The organism is Spirochaeta dissipatitropha, from assembly GCF_054657935.1.
Window position 1 is genome coordinate 344667 of record NZ_BAAHXT010000001.1, and the last position, 20693, is coordinate 365359.

Sequence of the window (20693 nt, forward strand, 5' to 3'; positions counted from 1 at the left end):
AGAATAATCTATGTTATGAGCACATTAAAACCGAACGTTCGGTATGTATTTTGTAGTTCACGGGAGTTTCCCTGTGAGTGACAGAAAATTTGAAGGAGTCGTAGTATGGATGCCGCAACATCAAAAGGCAGGAACAGTCGTGAGCATATAGTTCGAGCTGCACTTCGCGTGTTCATGCGGCAGGGGTATGAAGCTGCATCCTTTACAGCTTTGTGTAAGGCTGCTGGTATTTCAAAGGGCGCGGTTTATCATTATTTCACCGGTAAGGATGATCTGTATTATCATTGCTTGCTCGATTTCTTTGGTAATACGTCAGAAAGCCACTGGACCACAGATCCTGCTGAATCACTGCACGAGCGGATAGAGCTTGGCTTTAAATATGTAGATATTTTCAGGCAGAGAATTCAGGACCGCTTCGGATTACACAGAGATGATGCAATCCTGCATTTTTATAGCTTCCTCTATGAAGCAACCAGGAAATACCCGGAATTCCAGAGGCGCATGGATGCAGGCGATGACAGGAAGCACAGCAATCTCAGAGAAGAATTCAGACAGGCTCAGGATGCCGGAGAAATACGAGCCGATCTTGATCCCGAAATTCTGGTCCTGGAACTGGATGCACTGCTGCAGCAGCTCCTTTATTTTCGGTTTGTAAACCATCGTATTAAAAATGACACGCAGCTGCTGCAGAGGATGTTTGCTTCCTATTGGCAGCGCCTGATACCACAAGGAAAGGAATCAAAATGAGCAACAAAATTATTTCAACGGAATTGCCCGAAGAATGGTGGAAGGATGCCGTTGTATATCAGATCTATACCAGAAGTTTTCAGGATAGCAATGGAGACGGCATAGGTGATTTTCAGGGTGTTCGATCCCGCCTGGATTATCTGAAGAACCTCGGAGTTGATGTTATCTGGCTGAGTCCGTTCTGTGATTCTCCGAACGATGACAATGGATATGACATTTCAGACTACTACTCGATCCATCCGGAGTTCGGGACTATGGATGACTTTTCTGCGCTGGTGAACGATGCACATGCCCGCGGGATGAAGATTATGATGGATCTTGTCATGAACCATACCTCGGATGAGCATTCCTGGTTCAGGGAATCGCGCAGTTCACGGACAAATCAGAAGCGGGACTGGTACATCTGGCGTGAGGCAAAAGGCGACGGTTCACTGCCGAATAACTGGAGAAGCTATTTTGGGGGGTCTGCCTGGCAGCTCGATGAAGAGACAGGAGAGTACTATCTGCACTGCTTCTCGACAAAACAGCCAGATCTGAACTGGTCCAATCCGGAGGTTCGAAACGAAATGTACCGGATCGCTGAGTTCTGGATAGACAAGGGAGTAAACGCATTCAGGCTTGATGCCGTCCATCATATCGGAAAACCGCCTGGGCTGCCTGATTATCCTGAACCCAGGAAGGGGCCGGAAATAATGCTGTACAAAAATCTGCCAGAGACGCATACATATCTGCAGGAGATGCATGACAGGGTTTTTGCTGCTCATAAGGTTTTTACGGTCGGTGAGACAGGGGGTACGAGTACTGCAGGTGCCCGCTTGTACGTCGACCGTGATCGGGGAGAGCTGAACATGATTCATCATTTCGAGCAGTTCTATATGAAAGATCCCCGGAACGCGGGAGAAATGCAGCGAAATCAGCAGCATTGGTACCGGAAGCTGAGTAAAAAGGGTTGGGATGCACGGTTCTTCTCCAATCATGATCTGCCGCGGCAGGTAAGCGCCTTCGGAAATGACAGGGAATTCCGCGGTAAGTCTGCCACCGCAATTGCTGCGCTGCTTCTGACATCCTGGGGGACACCGTTTATCTACCAGGGAGAAGAAATCGGCATGGCAAATTTCCCCTATACGGATATCAACCAGTTCAGGGACCGTCATGGGCTTCAGGGCTATCATGAATCCCTGGAAAAGGGAGTTGATCCTGATTTTGCCTGGGCAGAACTACTGCGGAGGAATCGAGACAACAGCCGCACTCCAATGCAGTGGAGCAAAGATCTTCGTGGCGGCTTCAGTACGGCTGAACCCTGGATAGAGTTGAATCCCGACCATGAACTGATCAATGTAGAATCCCAGATTGATAGTGCGCATTCCATACAGCAGTTTTACTCCACTTTGCTGAAATTCCGCTCTGAGCTTGAGGTGCTCAGGCGTGGGGACTTCCGTATTGTATCCAGTCGAAACCGGGATGCTCTGGCGTTCTTTCGCAGACATGGAAGACAGTGGACATACACCCTGGTCAACTGGAGCGATCGGGCACTGCATTACAGAATCCCCCGGTCAGTATTGAGGGTAGCTTCTGCCGGAATGCTGAAGGCTCTGGTCTGGAACTACCGGGATTATCCGGCAGCCGGCCCGAAGCCAGATACCCGGATTCTGAAGCTCAGGCCCTATGAGGCCATGGTTTTTCATTTTAATCCGTAATGTGCTATACTGAATGTCATGCAGAAAAGTATTCGAAAACATATTACAGGTGGAATTGGCTCGGTCGCAGTAACAGCGGCTCTCATTGTGGTAGTAATCGCGCTCGTACTTCTGTTTACGGCTGACCGCGGTTCCAGGGAATCGCTGGACAGCATGTTGCGCGATTCATTTGACCGCATGCTGCGTTTCCAGACGGAGACTGCCTACACCATGCTGGAAGAAGTGCATCGTCTTGAAATGAATGGCGTTATTGATTCTGATGCTGCCTTTGATCTGGCTACGAGTCTGCTCCGGGAAATCCGCTATGCCCTTGATGATGAGGACACTGCAGATGGCTATTTCTGGGCCGATACAAGTGAGGGAGTCAACGTTGTTCTATATGGTAACGAGGCAGTAGAAGGCACATTTCGTGATAATCTTCAGGATGTGCATGGAACTTATCTGATACAGGAGATTAGATCGGCCGCGATGGCCGGTGGTGGGTTTACTGACTATTATTTTCCGAAGCTTGGTCAGACTGAAGCACTTCCGAAGCGCGGATATTCCATGTATTTTGAGCCCTACGATCTGGTAATCGGAACCGGTGCATATACAGATGATATTGATATGATTCTGGATGGAATTCTTCAGGAGCAGGTCGCCCGATTTACCGCTGCGGTATTTATGCTTTCCATGTCCGGCTTGCTCGGAGTTCTGCTTATTCTGCTGCTCATACTCAAAATCACGAGGGATTTGACGCGACCCTTGCAGTTGACGGTGAAGTCTCTGCAGGAAGCGGCTGAGGGAGAAGGTGATCTTACCCGTCGTCTTCCGGAAAATTCTCTGCGTGAACTCCAGGATCTGGCTTTATCATTCAATCGATTTTCTGAAACATTGCAGGAGCTCATTCTTCAGGTCAGACGGACAACGGAAGAGTTGACCGGATCAGGAGAGACACTTGCCGCGAATGCAGAGGAAATGTCCAGCGCTGTCAATCAAATGTCGGCTGGAATCGAGAGTGTTCATAATCTGATCGGTACGCAGGCAGGCCAGGTGAATTCTGCTGTTCAGACAGTACGGAATATGGACTCACATATGAACAATCTTCTCGGTGAGATTGAACACCAGGCAGCGTCTGTCAGTGAATCTTCAGCATCCATTGAGGAAATGATAGGCAACATTCAGTCCGTAGCCGGTAATGTAGAAAAAAATGATGACAACGTTCAGAAGCTGGTCAGTGCGGCCAGAGAAGGACGTGAAAAACTTGGTACCGTAAATACAGGAATTCGCGATATAGTTGCCAGCAGTGAAAATCTGCTTGAAGCAAACCGGATTATTGCCTCGGTAGCAGCTCAAACGAATCTGCTGGCGATGAATGCTGCAATCGAAGCCGCGCATGCGGGGGATTACGGAGCAGGCTTCAGTGTGGTAGCCGACGAGATCCGCTCGCTGGCGACCAAGGCCAGTGAGCAGGCCAAGCAGACAGGTGCAAACCTGAAATCAATCAAGGATGTTATTGACCGTGTCTCAGCCTCAAGCGAGGATGCAGAGCATAGTTTTGAAAATATGGGGCAGCTGGTAGAAACGGTCAGTGATCTCGAACGTGAGATCCGTCTTGCTATGGATGAACAGAGCGCTGCCGGCAAACAGGTGTTAACCGCACTTACCGAAATGAATGGACTCATGGAGAACGTGCGCAGCGGAGCAGAGGAAATACATTCAGGCAGCAGCAGTCTGCAGAATGTCATGGAACAGCTCTCGCAGCTCAGTACCCAGGTCAAGTCAAGCATGGACGAAATGGCGGTCGGAATCGGTGAAATAAACAGCTCGGTTACTACAGTTTCGCACATGAGTGTTTCAAATCAGGACATAGTCAGCAGCCTCGCAGAACAGGTTCAGCGTTTCAATGTCGGTAATGCAATTGCGGAAAATGCCGCAGATACTGCGGATGCGGAACTGGAATTCAGCCCCGCTGTGGAAGAAGAGCCGGAGCAGTCCTGATTACGGACTGTTCCGGGTAGATGCTCCTGAGTCAGAGTCCGAGCAGGGCGTTCGCAGTTATAAAATATATGAGCAGTCCGGTAATATCCACGGTCGTTGTCAGAGCCGGACTTGCCACTACCGCGGGGTCCAGCTTCAGGGCGGTAGCTGCAAGCGGGAGACATGCTCCGAAGAGTGTCGCGCTGATCACCTGTATGCTAAGGGCAAGTGCAATCGCCAGGCCGACCGTGCTCAGGTCGAATCCCGCAGGGATCGATGCCGGGTTCCGGAGAACGACACTTGTATAGACCAGGACCCCGATTATTGCGGAAAGCATGAGCGATACAGTTAGTTCCTTCAGGATCACACGGAAGAAGTCCCGCACTTTCAGTTGCTGCAGGGCTAGTGAACGTATGATCACAGACGCAGACTGACTGCCGGTATTACCCCCGGTGTCCGCGACCATTGGCATATACACTGCCAGCAGGCTGATTGTTGCCAGGGCATGCTCGAATCTTTCAATTACAAGGCCAGCCGCGAGTCCAACAAAAGAAAGTGCAATAATCCAGGGTACACGACGGCGGAAATGCTCCCAGAAAGGTGTGTTCAGGTAGCTTGTGTCCCCGTGACTGCCGGAAATAGCCATCAATTTCTCGATATCTTCGGTGTTTTCCTGCTGCATGACGTCGATCGCATCGTCAGAGGTAATGACGCCTACCAGGATTTCTTCCTCATTTACTACGGGAATGGCCATGAGGTCATATTTGGCAATCTTCTGAACTGAATCTTCCTGGTCATCCCCTACATGCGCGACGATAATATCACGATGTGTCAGGTCTCCCAGGCGCTTGTATTGAGGCGCAAGGATAATATCCCGAAGAGAGACGAAACCGAGCAGATGCCGTTGTTCATTTACAACATATATATAGTAGAGACTTTTACGTTTAGGTGCTTGAGTACGCAGGCGGTGGATAGCTTCGGCTGCACTGGTGTCCGGTGAGAGACAGATATAATCCGAAGTCATGATTGATCCGGCAGTGCCCTCTTCGTAGGAGCTCAGCCGGCGGATGTCTTCGCGTTCAGCCTGTGCGAGGCTTCGTAATACCTCGTTCTGCATAGCCTCATCCAGTTCGTTGAACAAGTCGGCCCGGTCATCGGGGGACATCTGGTTGAACAACTGGGTGAGCTCTCTTGCAGACAGCGCCTCAAGAATATCAAGCTGGTCCTGCTCTTCCATTTCCACAAAGACCTCGGCACGGGTGGCCGGGGGAAGATGGGTCAGGACCTTCCAGATTTCCTCTGGCTCAAGGTCGGCAAGGGCTTCGGCGATTGTAATAGGGTGGATAGAGTTACTGAGCCGGACGAGCTCGATATAGTTTTCGGTCTCGATCAGCTCGTGAACAAGGCCAGGGGTAAAGGTAGTGTCCATGGTGCGCCTCCTTGGTTTTTCACTTCGGAAAGGCGCAATTCATGTAGGGCCTTCAGGCCTCAGAAACTGCACCTCTCCGGATTAATACACAGGAAAGAGTATGTTCAGGTTGCGGAGGTTGATCGTCAACAACCGACAAAATCATACCTTCCTCCTTTCAGATGCAGTTTCACTGCTAATATACGATATACAATACCGCATGGTCAATCTGCCTTGAATTTGCTGTTTGGAGCTGCTCCCTTGAGTACCATGTGGACCCCGGGTATAATATCGCATCTATGTCAAATTCTCCGGTATCACTTACCCGGCTTTTCAAGGTATTTTTCAGAATCGGACTCACAACCTTCGGCGGAGGCATCGCTATGCTCTCGGTTATGCGGCATGAACTGCATGTCCGCAATGAGTGGATGAGCGACAGCGAGTTCTGGGACGAGGTGACCGTTGCGACATCGTTCCCCGGTGTGATTGCGGTAAACGTAGCCTTTATGCAGGGTCGGCGGCTGCATGGCTGGACTGGCGCTTTTGTCGGTGTTGCCGGAGTAGTCCTGCCGTCTTTCGGGATAATGCTGCTTATTGTCTCGCTGGCGGCCTCGCATCTGACTCATCCAATGGTTTCCCGATTCCTGAAAGGGGCGGCGGCTGGTGTTACCGCGCAGCTTGCTGTGACATCCCTGATTTTCGTCAAACAGGTCTGGAAGGACCGCTGGTCCTTGATCTGTGCTGTAGTTGCTTCTCTTATGCTGTTTGTCCTGGGCCTGCATCCTCTGGCTGCTCTGCTTGGTGGTTTTCTGCTCCGGATGGTCATGCCCATGACGCCTGCGCCCGTTTCCGGGGATGGAGAAGACACAGATGTTTGAATTATTCGGTGTGTTTTTTATTATAGGAGCGGGATCATTTGGCGGCGGCATGACAGCGGTCTCACTGGTAATTCATGAGGTTGTGCAGAAGCGGGCCTGGCTTACTGCAGGTGAGATGAATGAGGTTATTGCAATCTCACAGATGACTCCTGGTCCTATCGCTATCAACTCTGCCACTTTTGTGGGCTACCGGCTGGCTGGAGTTGCAGGAGCCTTTACCGCAACCCTGGCTGTAATTTCTCCTGCCATGATTGTGCTTGCAGTTTTCGTTCTCCTGATCAAGCTGCATACACACCTTACCGATGGTAATAATGAAGAACTAGGTAAGCGGATCAAGCACAGTCTTCGTCCTGGAATTCTGGCAATGATACTCTTTGCTGTCTGGTCAATCGGCAGCAGCGCTATAGTTTCCTGGCAAACCGGACTGATTGCAGCCGGAGGATTGGCTGTACTGCTTAAATTCCGTAAACTTCATCCTGTTGCTGTTGTAATTGCCGGTGGTGTTCTCGGACTGGTGTTTCTCTAGCATTGCTCTCTTGTCGTAAGGAGGACTTGTGAAAAACAAACTGATTTCTTTGCTGCTCATGGCAGCTGTATCTATATCGCTGCAGGCACAGCAGCGCTCTGCTTATTTTGATCAGCCGGCAGATATTGTGCTGCCCTCTGGCTATCGACAGAGTGGAAAGTATCCGCTTATCGTGTTTCTTCCATATACTACCGGAACTGCCGGGGCTCAGGCCAGATCATTCGGGGTAGTTCCAGGCGAACAGAGCGATTATATTGTGCTGCTTCCCAAAGGAACCTTTTATCGTGATGACTATCTGCCAAATTTCACACAGTTCGTGGAATGGGTGGATGAACGGCTGCAGCAGGATCTTCGCTATGCAATGGAAAACTATGCAGTAGATGTTGAGCGCATGTATCTTGCAGGCTACTCACTCGGCGGGGATCTCTCCTGGGCATTGAGCCAGAAGAATCCCGGTATGTTTGCCGGAGCGGTAATGGCCGGAACCCGGGCAAGCTATCCGGCAACACAGGGGACGGTTCGTCAGCTGGCAGACAGCGGGTACCGAGCAGCATTTATTATTGGATCGCAGGAAACACCGGAAAGAAAACAGGGCATCGAGCGGGCACATGAAACACTGACAGCCGCGCAGATCGAGACGATGTTCAGAACCTATCAGGGTGGGCATCAGATACCTCCACGGGATCTGCTTGGTGAGTCCCTGCAGTTTATTTCCAGGAGCTCTATTCAGTCAGCCGGCAGTATCGGAACGGCTCAGGGAACTATGGGGCGATCCGCTCAGGGAAGCGGTCCATCTTCATTCCCGCCGATCGTGGCAGCAGTGCTTACCAGGGATCCCGGTCAGCATGTCGGTCTTCGTTATGATCCCTGGTTTGATATATCGGGCGATGGTTTCGGCAGGAGTTATGAACACAGTTTCCAGATTCGTGCTGAAGGTCAGTTCGACGACATATATCTGAGAACAATCACTACACTTGAATCCCTCGAGTTGACCAAATCATACCGTCAGCAAGCCTTCAGTCAGCACATAGCCCTTGCCTATGGCTACAATGTTATGTGGGGAGCCGGTATCTCGTGGGACTGGTTCCGTCGCTTCAGCGCCGGAGAGGAAATCCTTTCAGAAGCAGGTGTTGATCCATCGGACATTGCCAGGAATTTCCAGCTTTCGGCCTTCTGGATTCATCCAAGACGGATGCGGGGACTTCCGGCTTCGGTACTCGAGCTTCGATATACAATTCCACATGGCTTCAGCCCTTTTTCCGCCGTTCACGTTTTTAATGCCGATGTACGCTACCATCTTCATGTAACCGACTGGCTCAAACTCAAGGGAGGACTGGCCAGTTATACTGTTCAGAACAGCCCCTATATTGCTGAGGCTGAAGATATGCGTCAGTCCCTGGATCATGTACTGCAGTGGCGGGCCGGTGTTGGCATTCGTGTACCGGGGCCCTGGCGCTGGGAGATCCAGCATACCGGGCGCAGGGTTCAGCCGCTTGACTCGGATCCATTGCCATATCGGGCTGTATGGGGCATTGCACTTGAATATCTTCTGTAGGAGTGTAAGATATAGCTTCTAATGGCCAGGGTAGGTTTCCCGAGAGGTAATTCCTTGGTATATTGAACGGCGGAGGCAGTTTATATGCTCAAGAGGGTGCTCATGTCGAAAGATGACAACACCGATTCCAAACCAGATTTCACCAACCCCTGGGGAAAGAAGGAAACTGATCCTGATAAGAACGACAATCAGCAGTTTCCAGGTGGCGGGAATTTTTTCAAGAACGGGATGAACTTCCCGTTTGTGTTTCTCATTATCGCAATTGTATTAATGCTTGTCATGAACCTGTTTCAGGTACAGCCGACAGGCAATGAGATATCGTACCGTGAATTTCTGCAGAGGATTGAATCCGGGGAGATACGTCTGGTAGAGATAAGTCAGCAGATGCTGCGCGGAAGCTCCCGCCGTCCCCAGACTCAAACCAATGTACTTAATCAAACAAGTGTCAGCTGGGAGTTCTATGCCAGTCGCATTCCTAATCACAGTGATGCTGAACTGATAGCGCTAATGCGGGAGAATGATGTGGAATTCTCCGGTATGTTCCCCGAGGAGCGGCCGTTTCTGAGTCTGTTGCTCAGCTGGATAATCCCTATCGCTATTCTGCTGATCTTCTGGCGGATTATGTTCAGCCGTCTCGGTAACATGGGCGGTGCCGGCGGTCTCATGAACTTTGGCAAGAACAATGCCAAGGTGGCTGTAGAAGGTGACACTGGTGTCAAGTTTACAGATGTTGCTGGTGCAGATGAGTCCAAGGCCGAGCTTGAAGAGGTCGTCGATTTTCTCAAGAAACCGGAGCGCTACCTTGCGATTGGGGGTAAGATTCCCAAGGGGGTCATGCTGATTGGTCCTCCCGGAACCGGTAAAACGCTTCTGGCCCGTGCGGTTGCAGGGGAGGCAGGGGTTCCGTTTTTCAGAATGAGTGGTTCGGATTTCGTCGAGATGTTTGTTGGTGTCGGAGCAAGCCGGGTCAGGGACCTGTTCAAGCAGGCCCGGGAAAAAGCGCCCTCCATTATATTTATTGATGAGCTGGATGCTATCGGAAAAAGCCGTTCCAGAATGTCTACCAATGACGAGAGAGAACAGACCTTGAACCAGCTGCTGGTAGAGATGGATGGATTCGACGCCCGCAGCGGTGTAATCGTGTTGGCAGCATCCAACCGACCGGAAACACTCGACCCTGCGCTCATGCGTCCGGGCCGTTTTGACCGGCAGGTACTGGTAGATAAGCCGGATCTTGACGGACGACTGGCCATTCTGGAAATACACTCCAAGACAGTGAAGCTTGGTGGTGATGTGGATCTGGCACGTATCGCGCGCTCGACAGCTGGCCTTGCTGGGGCGGATCTTGCCAACATCATAAATGAATCTGCACTGCTGGCAGTTCGTTTTGACCGTGAAGTGGTCATGCAGGAAGACCTTGAAGAGGCTATAGAAAAGATCATGGCAGGTCTGCAGAAAAAGAACCGTGCTATAAATCCGGAGCTCCGGCGGCGAATAGCCTACCATGAGGTTGGGCATGCACTTGTTGCGCATTATACCAAGGGTTCTGATCCGGTTGAAAAAATATCGATTGTTCCCCGCGGTTACGGTGCGCTGGGCTATACCATGCAGGTGCCCATTGAGGATCGATTTCTGATGACCGAACTGGATCTAATCGGAAAGGTTGATGTGCTCCTTGGCGGCCGGGCGGCAGAAAAAGTCGTCTACGGTGATATTTCCACCGGGGCCAGCAACGATCTTAGCAAGTGTGGTGATATTGTACGCAAGATGATTACCGAATATGGTATGAGTGATAAATTTCATAACGTTTATCTGCCCAAAGGTGGCGGTGGGACCTACCTGGATTCAGAGGTTACCCTGTCCAGCCGTGAGTATTCAGAGAATACCCAGCAGTATATCGATGAGGAAACTGCCCGTGTTATGGATGAGCGCTACCGCTATGTTATGGGCTTCCTGGAAGAGCGGCGCGATCTACTTGATAAAGTGACAGATCACCTGCTCGAACATGAGGTGCTCAGCCGTAATGAGTTTATTGCAGTTCTCGGCGAGGAGCCGGAAGAGCGCCATCCTCTGGACAAGAAGCCGGAGGACGATGCTTCCGGTCCAGAGAAACCCTCAGGGGATGCCTGAGGGGTGATTCCTGACTTCTGCAAGGCCTGTCCCTGGATCTACATCTACATAAATCGTTTTTCCAGGACAGGCGTTTTTTGTATCACACTGAAGCCTGAACGAAGGTAGAACTCCAGATCTGTACCGACCAGAATATGATTCGCACCAAGCCGCTGCAGGCGTCTGCTGCCTTCCTGTATCAGGAAGCGCCCGAGACCCCTTCCGCGGTGTGCTGGTACGGTTCCTGCTGGTTCCAGATTTCCCCGGCGGTTCAGCGCATCATACCAGAAACCCATCATAGCGGCTGGTTCTCCTTCGCCGTCTATAATCATGAGGTCCAGGAATGGCAGGTAATCCGGTGTCTCCTGCATAGCAGAAAATCCGGTAACGATTCTGCTTTCATACAGACCTTCGCCACTATATCCGAAGGCCTGGGCATGACAGCGCCCCTTGAGTTCCGGACTGCAGTCACGGCCTTCTATAAGCGTATATGAATCGGGAAGGGTCTGTTCCCCAGCGATTGAGGTGCTGATGTCAAGGCGTGAGTAGGTTTCGCACCAGTCTCCGCTGCTGTATCCGCGTGCCCGGAGAAAGCGGCGGGTCGGCTCCTGGTGGTCCGGGACTCTGACAGCGCAGAAACGCTGCTTGTTTTCCGTTTCGCAGCTGCAGTATTCTTCGGCAAACTCGATCATTTCTGCAGCAGTTGCAATATCCAGTTCCTTCTCTGTACAGAGGAAAAAAGCTTCTCCGCGATTTTCGCCTTCGCTGACAACTGCCGAAACGATCTTGCCTTGTTCGTCTCGCCATATCCGGCTTCTGTCAAGGAAATCCTGCATGCTGGTGCCGTTCATGGCTGATGAAACCGTGAAGCAGAAATTCAGTCGATCCAGGTCGTAGTAGTTCCAGGGATTGGCTGCCCGATATACGGAGCTGCTGACGAATTCACGGAGATCGAGAAACTGTCTTGTTGATTTGATTGAATGAGATGTGGTCATATGAGTGTCCTGTAAGATGAAGTTTGTGTATGTGGTATCCGGCCGGGCCGGATTCGTACACGGAGTACGACCAAAGTGCTGATGCGACGCAAAAACTGTCTTCGGCCGTGCTTACAGGCTCATGTTCCCGGATCTCCCTTCAGAAAAGATAAAACAGGTTATTACAGCTTTATGACCGTGTCAATTACTGGAATCAGTCCCGAATCAATAACAAACTCTCGGGCCGGTGTACACGAATACTGATAATACTTCTGTTCTGCTCGGTTACAGTGAGGCTGACCAGTACATACACGTCCGGTGTCAGCTCCCTTACAGCATAGAATCCCTGGGTATCTTCAACCGACAGAACAAGAAATCCGTCGTTGACTTCCCATGTTGTATACGGCAGGAAATCATTTTGTACTGTACCGTCAGCGTTGAAGCTTATCTGTCCCTGTGAAAGATCCGGCATACCCCCGGGATTATTGTGATCCCTCAGGCTGTATGCAGGAAGCTGTGTGGGTGAGTAGGCAGTCCAGGAGCCTTCCATTGAAAATTCCTGGGCAATTGCCTGCTGCAGACCAAAAAGTAGAACTACACAGATTATACTAAAGATCATTAATGTTCGTTTCATGCTTTCATTATACTCTGTGGGCAGTCCTTATGCAAATTTGACATGATTTGCGAAATACCGGAATATTTTTCTTGCATCCACGGCCAAACCGTTTTATAATCGTGTTAGTAACGCGAATCAGTCACGGGTTGGCTGAACGCAAATCTTTCGAGGAGGACTATATGAAGAGCAAGTTGGTTTTTGTTCTGGTTGCCCTGCTGCTTGTAATGCCGTTGGGACTTTTTGCCGGGGGTCAGCAGCAAGCTGCGGCACCAAGTGCAGACTACACTGACAATCCCTGGACAGAGGGCCAGGATCTCAGCGGTCGCCGTGTAGATGTATTCGGCGCTTTCGTTGACGAGGACGCACGTCGTTTCCGCGCAAGCATGGAGCTGTTTGAACAGCAGACCGGTATTCGCGTTGTGTACGAAGGTTCCGGTGACTTTGAATCATTGATTACCGTACGCGTTGAAGGTGGAAGCCCTCCGGATATGGCAGCTTTTCCCCAGCCCGGACTGCTGGGAGACTTTGTTTCCGGTGGTCATGTAATCGACATGAATGACTGGTTCAGCATGGATTATCTCCAGGCTCAGTATGATCAGAGCTGGTTGGACATGGCAACCATGGACGGAATCATGTCTGGTTTCTGGCATCGTGCAAACGTAAAAAGTCTTGTATGGTACCCCAAGGGACCATTCGAAGAACGGGGCTATCAGATTCCCGAGACCTGGGATGAGTTGATTGCGTTGACCGACCAGATTGTCGCAGATGGGGATACTCCCTGGGCTATCGGTATCGAGAGCGCTGGTGCAACCGGCTGGGTAGGAACGGACTGGATCGAAGATATCCTGCTGAGAACTGCACCCGTAGAAGTATATGATGCATGGGTTATTGGGGAACATCCCTTTGATTCACCTGAAGTGCGACGCGCCTTTGAAATCATGAGTGAGATCTGGTTCAATGAGGACTATGTGCTTGGTGGAACTGATGCAATCCTGCTTGTACCATTTGGCGATTCTCCGAATGCATTGTTCGAGAATCCTCCTGCTGCATGGTTGCATCGACAGGCAAGCTTTATCCCTGCCTTCTTCCCTGACGGAGCAACCGTAGGTGTGGATGTAGACTTTTTCTACCTGCCGGGAATCGACGAAGAGTATGGAAATCCTGTACTTGGTGCTGGTGATATCTATGGTGTATTCACTGACCGTCCTGAGGTTCGCGCCTTGGCAAAATACATGACACAGGGAATTTCCACAAAATCATGGGTAGAAGCCGGTGGATTTGTATCGCCACATGCTGATACTCCGCTTGAGTGGTACACAACAGAGGCCGACCGCCGCTATGCCGAGATTATTCAGAACGCTGACACATTCCGTTTCGACGGTTCTGACCTTATGCCTGGTCCGGTTGGTGCAGGCTCATTCTGGACAGAAATGGTTAATTATGTAAACGGCAAGGATCTGAATGCAGTTCTCCGTGCCATTGATAATAGCTGGCCATAGAATCAAGGGGACCTGACTCATAGTCAGACCTGATGAAGCCGTACAGCTCTGCCTGTGCGGCTTTTTTAGTTTATGCTGAACAGTTCGTCCGGTACACGCGTGGGACGCTGACTTACCGGATCAAAGCAGACCATGAGGGTTTCAGCCCTGGCGTATTCAACGCCTTGTTCATCGTGGATGAGATATTCAAGTAGAAAACTGACTTTTTTTCTGTCTTTAACCCGGACTGTTATCAGAATTTCGGATTGCAGGAGGCGAAGGGGTCGAAGATATTCACAGGATGCACTGCGGACAATGTATTGCATATCCTTTTGTGGATCAGCGGAGTAAAAACTGTCCCCCAACAGCTTGATGCGGGCCTCTTCAAGATAGTTGAACATGGTCGCATTGTTCACATGGCCGTATACATCCAGATCGCGGAAGCGCATGGCAACCCGCACCGTCTTTTCAAATAATTCTGAATTCATGCCGCATTATCAGACAGACTGCAGCATTCTGTCCAGTGCAGGCAGTGCTTCACCGGCCGGGGCCGCAATATGCAGGTCAGTAATCCAGGGGGTGAAATTACTTGGCTCCGGATTGATTTCGATTATATAGGCTCCGCCTTTCGAAGCAGTCTGCGGAAGCTGGGCTGCCGGGTATACCTCCCCGGTAGAGCCAATAATCAGCATGACATCACAGTGATTAGCTTCGCGCAGTGAGCGGTCTGCAGCTTCAATTGGAATGCCTTCACCAAAAAAGACAAAATCCGGTTTGAGAATTCCTCCCCAGGGGCTACGGGGTATTTCCTGTGCCAGTAGTTCAGTGGTGAATTCAATTCTGCGTCCAGTGTCCTGGCAACGGAGGAAGCGTATGTTGCCGTGATACTCGCTTACTGATCTGCTTCCCGCCCTGTGATGCAGATCATCTATATTCTGTGTAATAATGTGGTGAAGTATTTCCCGCTTTTCCCAGTCTGCCAGGACCAGGTGGCCGGCGTTTGGCCTGACCTCCTGCGCCGTAATGTAGAATATATCACGGATCGCCCTCCAGGATTCGGCCGGGTGTTTACGGAAATAAGAAACCTCAAGAACCCTGGGATCATACTGTTTCCAGATTCCATTATCTCCCCGAAATGTCGGTATGCCGCTTTCAGCAGACATTCCTGCACCGGTAAATGCTACCAGGTGCCGGGAGTCTCGTATCGCTTCTGCTGCTTTCTTCAGATACACATCGTTCATATGACAAGTATACTGCATGACACAGGTGCATGCATTAGGGTAGAATGCAACTGTCAAAATTTTTCTGATGGAGTAATTATTATGAGCACAGGTTTTTTTCAGTCCCTCGAAACACGGGTAAAGACTGCCGACACTCTTCTCTGCATCGGGCTGGACCCGCGGGCTGCGGATCTAGGCTTGAGTGCTGATGAGAGTCATGTAATCAGCGCCCTGGTAGAATGGGCTACCGGCATTATAGAAAAAACCTCGGAATTTGCAGCAGCATACAAGCCGAACTCTGCATTCTATGAAGCCTATGGAGCGGCGGGATTCGAAGCGCTCAAAGAGATTATTTCACTCGTGCCGGACGGTATTCCGGTAATTCTTGACAATAAACGCGGCGATATCGGTGCTACCGCCGAGGCTTATTCCACTGCTGCTTTTACCTATCTCAAAGCGGATGCCGTGACACTGAGTCCCTACATGGGGCAGGATTCTGTTGCTCCATTTCTCCGGGATGAAAGCAAGGGTGCTTTTGTACTGGTGAAAACCTCCAACCCCGGATCCAATGATCTGCAGCTGCAGAGAATTTCCGCTGCAGGAGACTCCAGGCTGCTGTATCAGCTTGTCTGCGAAAAAATCAGCAGCTGGTCAGCGGCATTAGGTGCCGTTGTCGGGGCAACAGATATCGAGAGCCTGCAACAGATCAGATCTGATTTTCCCGACATGTGGATACTCTGTCCGGGTATCGGGGCGCAGGGAGGTTCACTCGAGCAGTCCCTTGAAGCTGCTCTCCGCAGTGATAGTTCAGGAGTACTGCCGGTAGTAGCGAGGGGGATAACCCAGGCGGATGACCCTGCTGCGGCAGCCCGCCAGTACCGCGATGAAATTCGCAGAATCCGCCAGCAGTTCAGGAATCAGAAAGCAGAGCGAACGCAGCCTGCGCGCTTCCATCGCGTATTTGACGGGCTGATCTCAGAGGAATGCTTCAGGACCGGCGAATTTATTCTGAAATCCGGCATAAAATCTCCGTATTACATTGATCTGCGCAGGGTTGTGAACAGCCCCTCCTTACTGCAGGCGGTTGCCCGAGCCTATGCGATGGTTATACGAGATCTTGAATTCGACAGAATCGCAGGTATTCCTGTCGCAGCATTGCCGTTGGCAACTGCTGTTTCGCTTGAGACCGGAATACCCATGATATATCCCAGAATGGAGCAGAAAAAGCATGGTACAGGGAACCGTATCGAAGGGAAGTATACAGCTGGTGAGAGGATTCTGCTGCTGGATGATCTGATAACCACAGGAGGCAGCAAGATCGAAGCCGTCGAGATACTTCGTGAAGCCGGGCTGGTGGTTGAGGATCTTGTGGTTCTCCTGGAACGCGGTGGACAGGGAAGACGTGAAATGGACGCTGCCGGAATCCGTCTGCATGCCTGTGCCCAGGTCCAGGAACTGTTTGCACATTGCCGTGAAACCGGTCTGATTTCCGCGGACTTCGAGGCAGAGATGGTCAGGTTTACGGAGTCCATATGAATGGAGCGCTGAAGCAGATATCCGGGCTGCTGCAGACCCGGATCAGTATGGGAAATATCGAGTTCGGCTTCACACCGATGCAGATAGTTCTCGAGCTTCTCCTTCCCCTCGCGATCCTGATTCTGTCGGCACGGCTTTTCCACCGCATGTTGCGCCGCGGACGGAAAAACTGGCGCTTTTCCGAATCAATTGAGGACGCGGTCTGGGAGCGTTTCAGTCGGACAATTCATAGAATTGTAAGAATATTTATTCTGCTCATGGCTGTGGTTCTGGTTGGGCGCCTCCTCGGCGCCCAGATCATTGCAACATTCACTGAAATCGGAAAGATTCTTACACAACCGATAATTGAATCCGGTTCCACCAGAATTTCCATAACTACAATGCTTCTGGTCATGCCGGTATTATATGTGGCAGGTAGAATAGGTCTGGCAGTCAAGCAGTACTCCCGGAAGAGTTTTCTGGCCAAGCTTGACGCAGAGAGTCAGAGTACACTGTCGGACCTTCTCCGCTACGGAACCGCATCCGTTATTGCAATCGTTGGAATCTCTATGATCGGAATTAATCTCAGCAGCCTGGCTGTGCTGTTCGGGGTCTTGGGTATAGGTATCGGTTTCGGTCTGCAGGAAGTTGTGTCGAATGTGTTCTCCGGGCTGGTAATCATACTTGCCAGGCCGATCAAGGAGGGCGATCGGGTTCTTGTGAATCAGAATGAAGGAAATGTGGTGAACATCCGTCTCATGAACACGGTAATTAATACCCTGACCAACGAGACTATTATTGTTCCGAACAGTGCCTTGCTGAATAAAGAGGTGTACAATTTCTCCTATGATTCACCATCAATTATTCTGGTGAACCGGGTGCAGGTATCCTACCGGTCCGATCTGGATAAGGTTCTCGAAGTCTTGAAAACAATTCCCGGGAATAATCCCTACGCCATGGAAGATAGGGTGCACCAGGCCTTTGTGAAGAGTTTTGATGATTCAGGCATTACCGTGGAACTCAGGACCTGGATACGCACTGTGTACGATAAAATGGCTGCTCATTCATGGGTTAATCTTGAGATATGGAGAAGCTTCAGGGAGGCAGGGATAGAGATTCCTTTCCCGCAGATGGATGTTCATCTTTCTACGGGCGAAGGCTGAGCTCTATTTTTTTGAGGAATCTATTACTTTTTGCAGGGTCATTTCTGTGAAATAATTGTTGAAAAAGGCTGATGTTTCCTGCCAGATGTCGTGAACCTGACAGATTTCCGTACGGGTACAGCCAGAAGCAGTATACGCATTGGGATTCCTGTCCTCATTTTCACAGTCTACGCTGGACGTGCATGGTGTCAGGTCAATTCCTTCTCCAACTGCCTCAAAAATCTCTTTCACACTGATCTCTTCGGGTTTGCGTGCCAGTCGGAACCCGCCCCCTGGTCCGCGCACCGAAGTGATCATACCGGTTTTCTTGAGACGGAAAAAAATCTGCTCGAGAAATTCCGGCGAGATCGCTTCTTCCTCAGCTATAGTCTTGATCGGTTTCGGTTTTTCGTTGTCAGAAAGGGCAAGGTTCGTCATTGCTCGGATAGCGTATCGCCCTTTTGTAGTAATTCTCATTATAACACCTCTTGTGTTAATAAATTATGCAACATAAAGCAAGCCGGAACAATACCGGCTTGTATTGCACTGTAGTGTACACTGCTCTCAGTGTCAGTTGTTCACCCGTTCTACGTACTCACCGGTTTCAGTGTTGACCATGATTCGTTCGCCTGTCTTGATAAAGATCGGTACACGAACCTCAATTCCAGTTTCGATTGTAACGATTTTTGTTGCACCGGTAACCGTATCGCCTTTGACACCATCAGGTGCATCGCTAACCTCAAATACAACCTTGGTCGGAATCTTGATGTCGATGGGCAGATCGTTCCATACAAGGAGAGAATATGTTTCCCCTTCCTTAATGTATTTCAACTTGTCCTCGAGACCGGTTTTTTCGACTTCGAACTGTTCATAGGTATCTGTATCCATGACATGCACTGCTGCATCGTCCTGGTACAGGTATTGAACCTGACGGTCATATACATCGGCTTCCTCAACAGACTCCGAGGTCTTTATGGTTTCGCGAAGTACCTGTCCTGTCTTGAGGTTCTTCAGCTTAACACGGGCAAAGGCAGCGCCTTTCCCGGGGTTTACAAATTCCCGTTCTGTCACGAGATAGGGATCGCCCTTTAACAAGAGACAGGATCCCTTTTCAATTGCTCCTGCTTTGATCATGGGCGGATAATATCATGGAGCGGAAATAAAATCACCCCTTTAATACCTTGTTCACCGCAGAGTTGCATGAGCAGCCGGTCCAGACCGAGAGCATTTCCCGAGCACTTCGGTAGATCCCTGATCCTGTCGGGGAAGGAACTGTCTGCCTGGTGTTCCCGACCTTTCTTTCGCAGCGACTGGAGTTCGGAATTGAAATATTCCTGCAGCTCGTCTGCGCTGGCTTCGGTGTAGCAGTTTGCTGTCTCCAGTCCCCCTATGTACAGCTCCCAGCGCTCGGTCCAGGGACTGTCAGGTTTGCTTTTTCCTGTTGTTGGAACGATTGCCGGATAATCAATCAAGGCTACTGGTCTGTCCCTCGGCAGCTGAGGTTCAATTTGGTCCACAAGCAGGATATGAAAATCATCATCACTCAGGCTCCGGTTGAGCAGGGCTGATTCGAGATCGAAGTCTGCATATCTCCGGAAGGCTTCCTGCATACTGATTCTCTGAATCGGCCGGGCGATCCTTGCCAGTATGTTCTCTGTGGCTTCTCTGGAGGAGGTGTGTGCGGAAATCAAGTTCTGCAGCAGGCTGTCTGCGGCGAGAAACTGCAGCAGTTGTTCCTGTATTGCCAGGTTATCCATATAATCGGAGTCAACGCTGTACCACTCGAGCATGTTGAATTCCAGGAGATGACTGGAGCTGAGTACTTCCGCATTCCGGTAACATCTGCTAATTTGAAATATGCTTCCACTGCCCTGGCTCAGAAGCTGTTTCATGTAGTATTCCGGGCTCGGTAGCAGGTACAATGGCATGTTGAGGGTCCATGATCGATATTCGGTCGAAAAAACCTCGATATGGGTTTCAGGAATCACTGCAGGACTGAGACTTGGTGTTTCAACCTCAAGAAAGCCGAGACTTCCGAAAAAATCACGTATGCATGTGTACATACGGTTCCTGATACGCTGGACAGAAAGAGCATTCATTTCTGCAGTGTACCGGAACAGAAATGTATGTGAAAGAGAGCGAGATATGATACTAGTTACAGCGGCCATGAAATCCGAGATCAGTGCTGTCGCCAGTGCTGCCGAACGGAACGAACTGGGTAATGTCCGTGTTGGGACAATCGGTGTAGGGAAGGTGATGGCTGCCATGAATACGCAGCGACTCCTGATGGAGCAGCGCCCCTCAGCCGCTTTGATGCTGGGTGTTGCCGGGGGACTGAACCCCGAGCTCGGTATAGGAGATGTAATTGTCGGGGAGTCCTGCATACAGCATGATCTGGATACGACCGCACTGAACTTTCCCAGAGGAACAGTTCCGTTCACGGACTATCAGTGGATTGACGGGGATCCACAGCTCCTGGCCAAAGCCAGGAGCCTTGAGTTCAGCGGAACAAATTATGCAGGTGAACCTGTCAGGCTGTGTATCGGAAGAATACTTACCGGGGATCAGTTCATGACCCGTGCCATGCAGCAGCAGAATCGGTTTCTGCGGACTGAGTTAAAGGGAGATGCAATAGATATGGAAAGTGCGGCTTTCGCCCTTGTCTGTGCGGCCAACAGAATTCCTCATCTCGTCGTCCGGGTGATCTCGGATACAGCGGATGGTAAGGCTAAGGTTGATTTCGGTGCCTTTCTTCCGCAGGCAGGTGCCCGGATACTGGAGATTGCACAGCAGCTGCTCCTGTAGGCTGTATATTGGCAGTTCCGTCTGTGGTGCATCCGGGGTTTCTAGTGCATGTAGCCGGTCGGAA

Annotated in this window: 19 protein-coding genes; 11 read left to right on the forward strand and 8 right to left on the reverse strand. The window is 50.6% G+C overall.

Translation table 11 applies throughout. The features are described from left to right. Window positions 1-105: 105 nt before the first annotated feature. From ACYQ2L_RS01400 to ACYQ2L_RS01410, 3 genes are read left to right on the forward strand one after another with little or no spacing between them, the layout of a single operon-like run. On the forward strand, window positions 106-747 hold the full coding sequence (locus ACYQ2L_RS01400) for a TetR/AcrR family transcriptional regulator (protein WP_460050256.1): 642 nt from the start codon (window positions 106-108) through the stop codon (window positions 745-747). Further along, window positions 744-2444, forward strand: a complete 1701-nt coding sequence (locus ACYQ2L_RS01405) for an alpha-glucosidase (protein ID WP_460050258.1) — start codon at window positions 744-746, stop codon at window positions 2442-2444. Before ACYQ2L_RS01400 ends, ACYQ2L_RS01405 begins: the two co-directional genes overlap by 4 nt. An 18-nt stretch (window positions 2445-2462) precedes the next feature. Next, window positions 2463-4424, forward strand: coding sequence for a methyl-accepting chemotaxis protein (locus tag ACYQ2L_RS01410; RefSeq protein ID WP_460050260.1), 1962 nt, complete (start codon window positions 2463-2465; stop codon window positions 4422-4424). A 31-nt stretch (window positions 4425-4455) separates the two neighbouring features. On the opposite strand, the gene mgtE is transcribed toward ACYQ2L_RS01410, so the two are convergent. After that, the gene (gene mgtE / locus ACYQ2L_RS01415; RefSeq protein WP_460050262.1) at window positions 4456-5832 is read right to left on the reverse strand and encodes a magnesium transporter; all 1377 of its coding nucleotides are present in this window, start codon (window positions 5830-5832) and stop codon (window positions 4456-4458) included. A gap of 278 nt (window positions 5833-6110) precedes the next feature. Here mgtE and ACYQ2L_RS01420 point away from each other — a divergent pair, with 278 nt between their 5' ends. The 4 genes from ACYQ2L_RS01420 (at window position 6111) to ftsH (ending at window position 10900) form a co-directional block, all read left to right on the forward strand. Continuing rightward, window positions 6111-6689 (forward strand): chromate transporter, encoded by a 579-nt coding sequence (locus ACYQ2L_RS01420; RefSeq protein ID WP_460050264.1) that lies wholly within the window; start codon window positions 6111-6113, stop codon window positions 6687-6689. Next, window positions 6682-7215 carry a chromate transporter gene (locus ACYQ2L_RS01425; RefSeq protein WP_460050266.1) on the forward strand — a complete coding sequence of 178 codons (534 nt, stop codon included), beginning with the start codon at window positions 6682-6684 and terminating at the stop codon, window positions 7213-7215. The genes ACYQ2L_RS01420 and ACYQ2L_RS01425 overlap by 8 nt, the downstream gene beginning before the upstream one ends. Before the next feature lie 28 nt (window positions 7216-7243). After that, a complete protein-coding gene (locus ACYQ2L_RS01430; protein WP_460050269.1) occupies window positions 7244-8770 on the forward strand; it encodes a dienelactone hydrolase family protein in 1527 nt (508 codons plus the stop codon). Window positions 8771-8872: 102 nt separating this feature from the next. Next, the gene (gene ftsH / locus ACYQ2L_RS01435) at window positions 8873-10900 is read left to right on the forward strand and encodes an ATP-dependent zinc metalloprotease FtsH (RefSeq protein ID WP_460050271.1); all 2028 of its coding nucleotides are present in this window, start codon (window positions 8873-8875) and stop codon (window positions 10898-10900) included. 44 nt (window positions 10901-10944) lie between these two features. Here ftsH and ACYQ2L_RS01440 read toward each other — a convergent pair whose 3' ends face one another. Continuing rightward, window positions 10945-11874: a GNAT family N-acetyltransferase gene (locus tag ACYQ2L_RS01440; RefSeq protein WP_460050273.1), complete on the reverse strand. Its 930-nt coding sequence runs from the start codon at window positions 11872-11874 to the stop codon at window positions 10945-10947. Window positions 11875-12067: 193 nt separating this feature from the next. Beyond that, entirely contained in the window at window positions 12068-12487 is a 420-nt protein-coding gene (locus ACYQ2L_RS01445; RefSeq protein ID WP_460050275.1) for a lipocalin-like domain-containing protein, read from the reverse strand. Between the two features lie 161 nt (window positions 12488-12648). On the opposite strand from ACYQ2L_RS01445, the gene ACYQ2L_RS01450 reads away from it, so the two are divergent. Further along, complete coding sequence (locus tag ACYQ2L_RS01450) at window positions 12649-13968, forward strand: ABC transporter substrate-binding protein (RefSeq protein ID WP_460050277.1); 1320 nt, start codon at window positions 12649-12651, stop codon at window positions 13966-13968. 65 nt (window positions 13969-14033) lie between these two features. Here the strand turns inward: ACYQ2L_RS01450 and ACYQ2L_RS01455 are convergent, their stop codons facing one another. Both ACYQ2L_RS01455 and ACYQ2L_RS01460 read right to left on the reverse strand, forming a co-directional pair. Beyond that, window positions 14034-14435: an acyl-CoA thioesterase gene (locus tag ACYQ2L_RS01455; RefSeq protein WP_460050279.1), complete on the reverse strand. Its 402-nt coding sequence runs from the start codon at window positions 14433-14435 to the stop codon at window positions 14034-14036. 9 nt (window positions 14436-14444) lie between these two features. Further along, window positions 14445-15188, reverse strand: a complete 744-nt coding sequence (locus tag ACYQ2L_RS01460) for an SIR2 family NAD-dependent protein deacylase (RefSeq protein WP_460050281.1) — start codon at window positions 15186-15188, stop codon at window positions 14445-14447. Window positions 15189-15269: 81 nt separating this feature from the next. Here ACYQ2L_RS01460 and pyrF point away from each other — a divergent pair, with 81 nt between their 5' ends. Together pyrF and ACYQ2L_RS01470 are read left to right on the forward strand one after the other, a co-directional pair. Continuing rightward, a complete protein-coding gene (gene pyrF / locus ACYQ2L_RS01465) occupies window positions 15270-16703 on the forward strand; it encodes an orotidine-5'-phosphate decarboxylase (RefSeq protein ID WP_460050283.1) in 1434 nt (477 codons plus the stop codon). Next, the gene (locus ACYQ2L_RS01470) at window positions 16700-17845 is read left to right on the forward strand and encodes a mechanosensitive ion channel family protein (RefSeq protein ID WP_460050285.1); all 1146 of its coding nucleotides are present in this window, start codon (window positions 16700-16702) and stop codon (window positions 17843-17845) included. Before pyrF ends, ACYQ2L_RS01470 begins: the two co-directional genes overlap by 4 nt. Before the next feature lie 3 nt (window positions 17846-17848). On the opposite strand, the gene ACYQ2L_RS01475 is transcribed toward ACYQ2L_RS01470, so the two are convergent. The 3 genes from ACYQ2L_RS01475 to ACYQ2L_RS01485 all read right to left on the reverse strand — a co-directional run bounded on the left by ACYQ2L_RS01475 (window position 17849) and on the right by ACYQ2L_RS01485 (window position 19923). After that, the gene (locus ACYQ2L_RS01475) at window positions 17849-18301 is read right to left on the reverse strand and encodes an RrF2 family transcriptional regulator (protein WP_460050287.1); all 453 of its coding nucleotides are present in this window, start codon (window positions 18299-18301) and stop codon (window positions 17849-17851) included. Between the two features lie 93 nt (window positions 18302-18394). Continuing rightward, window positions 18395-18958, reverse strand: coding sequence for an elongation factor P (gene efp, locus ACYQ2L_RS01480; RefSeq protein WP_460050289.1), 564 nt, complete (start codon window positions 18956-18958; stop codon window positions 18395-18397). After that, entirely contained in the window at window positions 18955-19923 is a 969-nt protein-coding gene (locus tag ACYQ2L_RS01485; protein ID WP_460050291.1) for an amino acid--tRNA ligase-related protein, read from the reverse strand. The genes efp and ACYQ2L_RS01485 overlap by 4 nt, the downstream gene beginning before the upstream one ends. A 46-nt stretch (window positions 19924-19969) precedes the next feature. Here ACYQ2L_RS01485 and mtnN point away from each other — a divergent pair, with 46 nt between their 5' ends. Then, window positions 19970-20629, forward strand: a complete 660-nt coding sequence (gene mtnN, locus ACYQ2L_RS01490; protein WP_460050293.1) for a 5'-methylthioadenosine/S-adenosylhomocysteine nucleosidase — start codon at window positions 19970-19972, stop codon at window positions 20627-20629. Window positions 20630-20693: the final 64 nt, after the last annotated feature.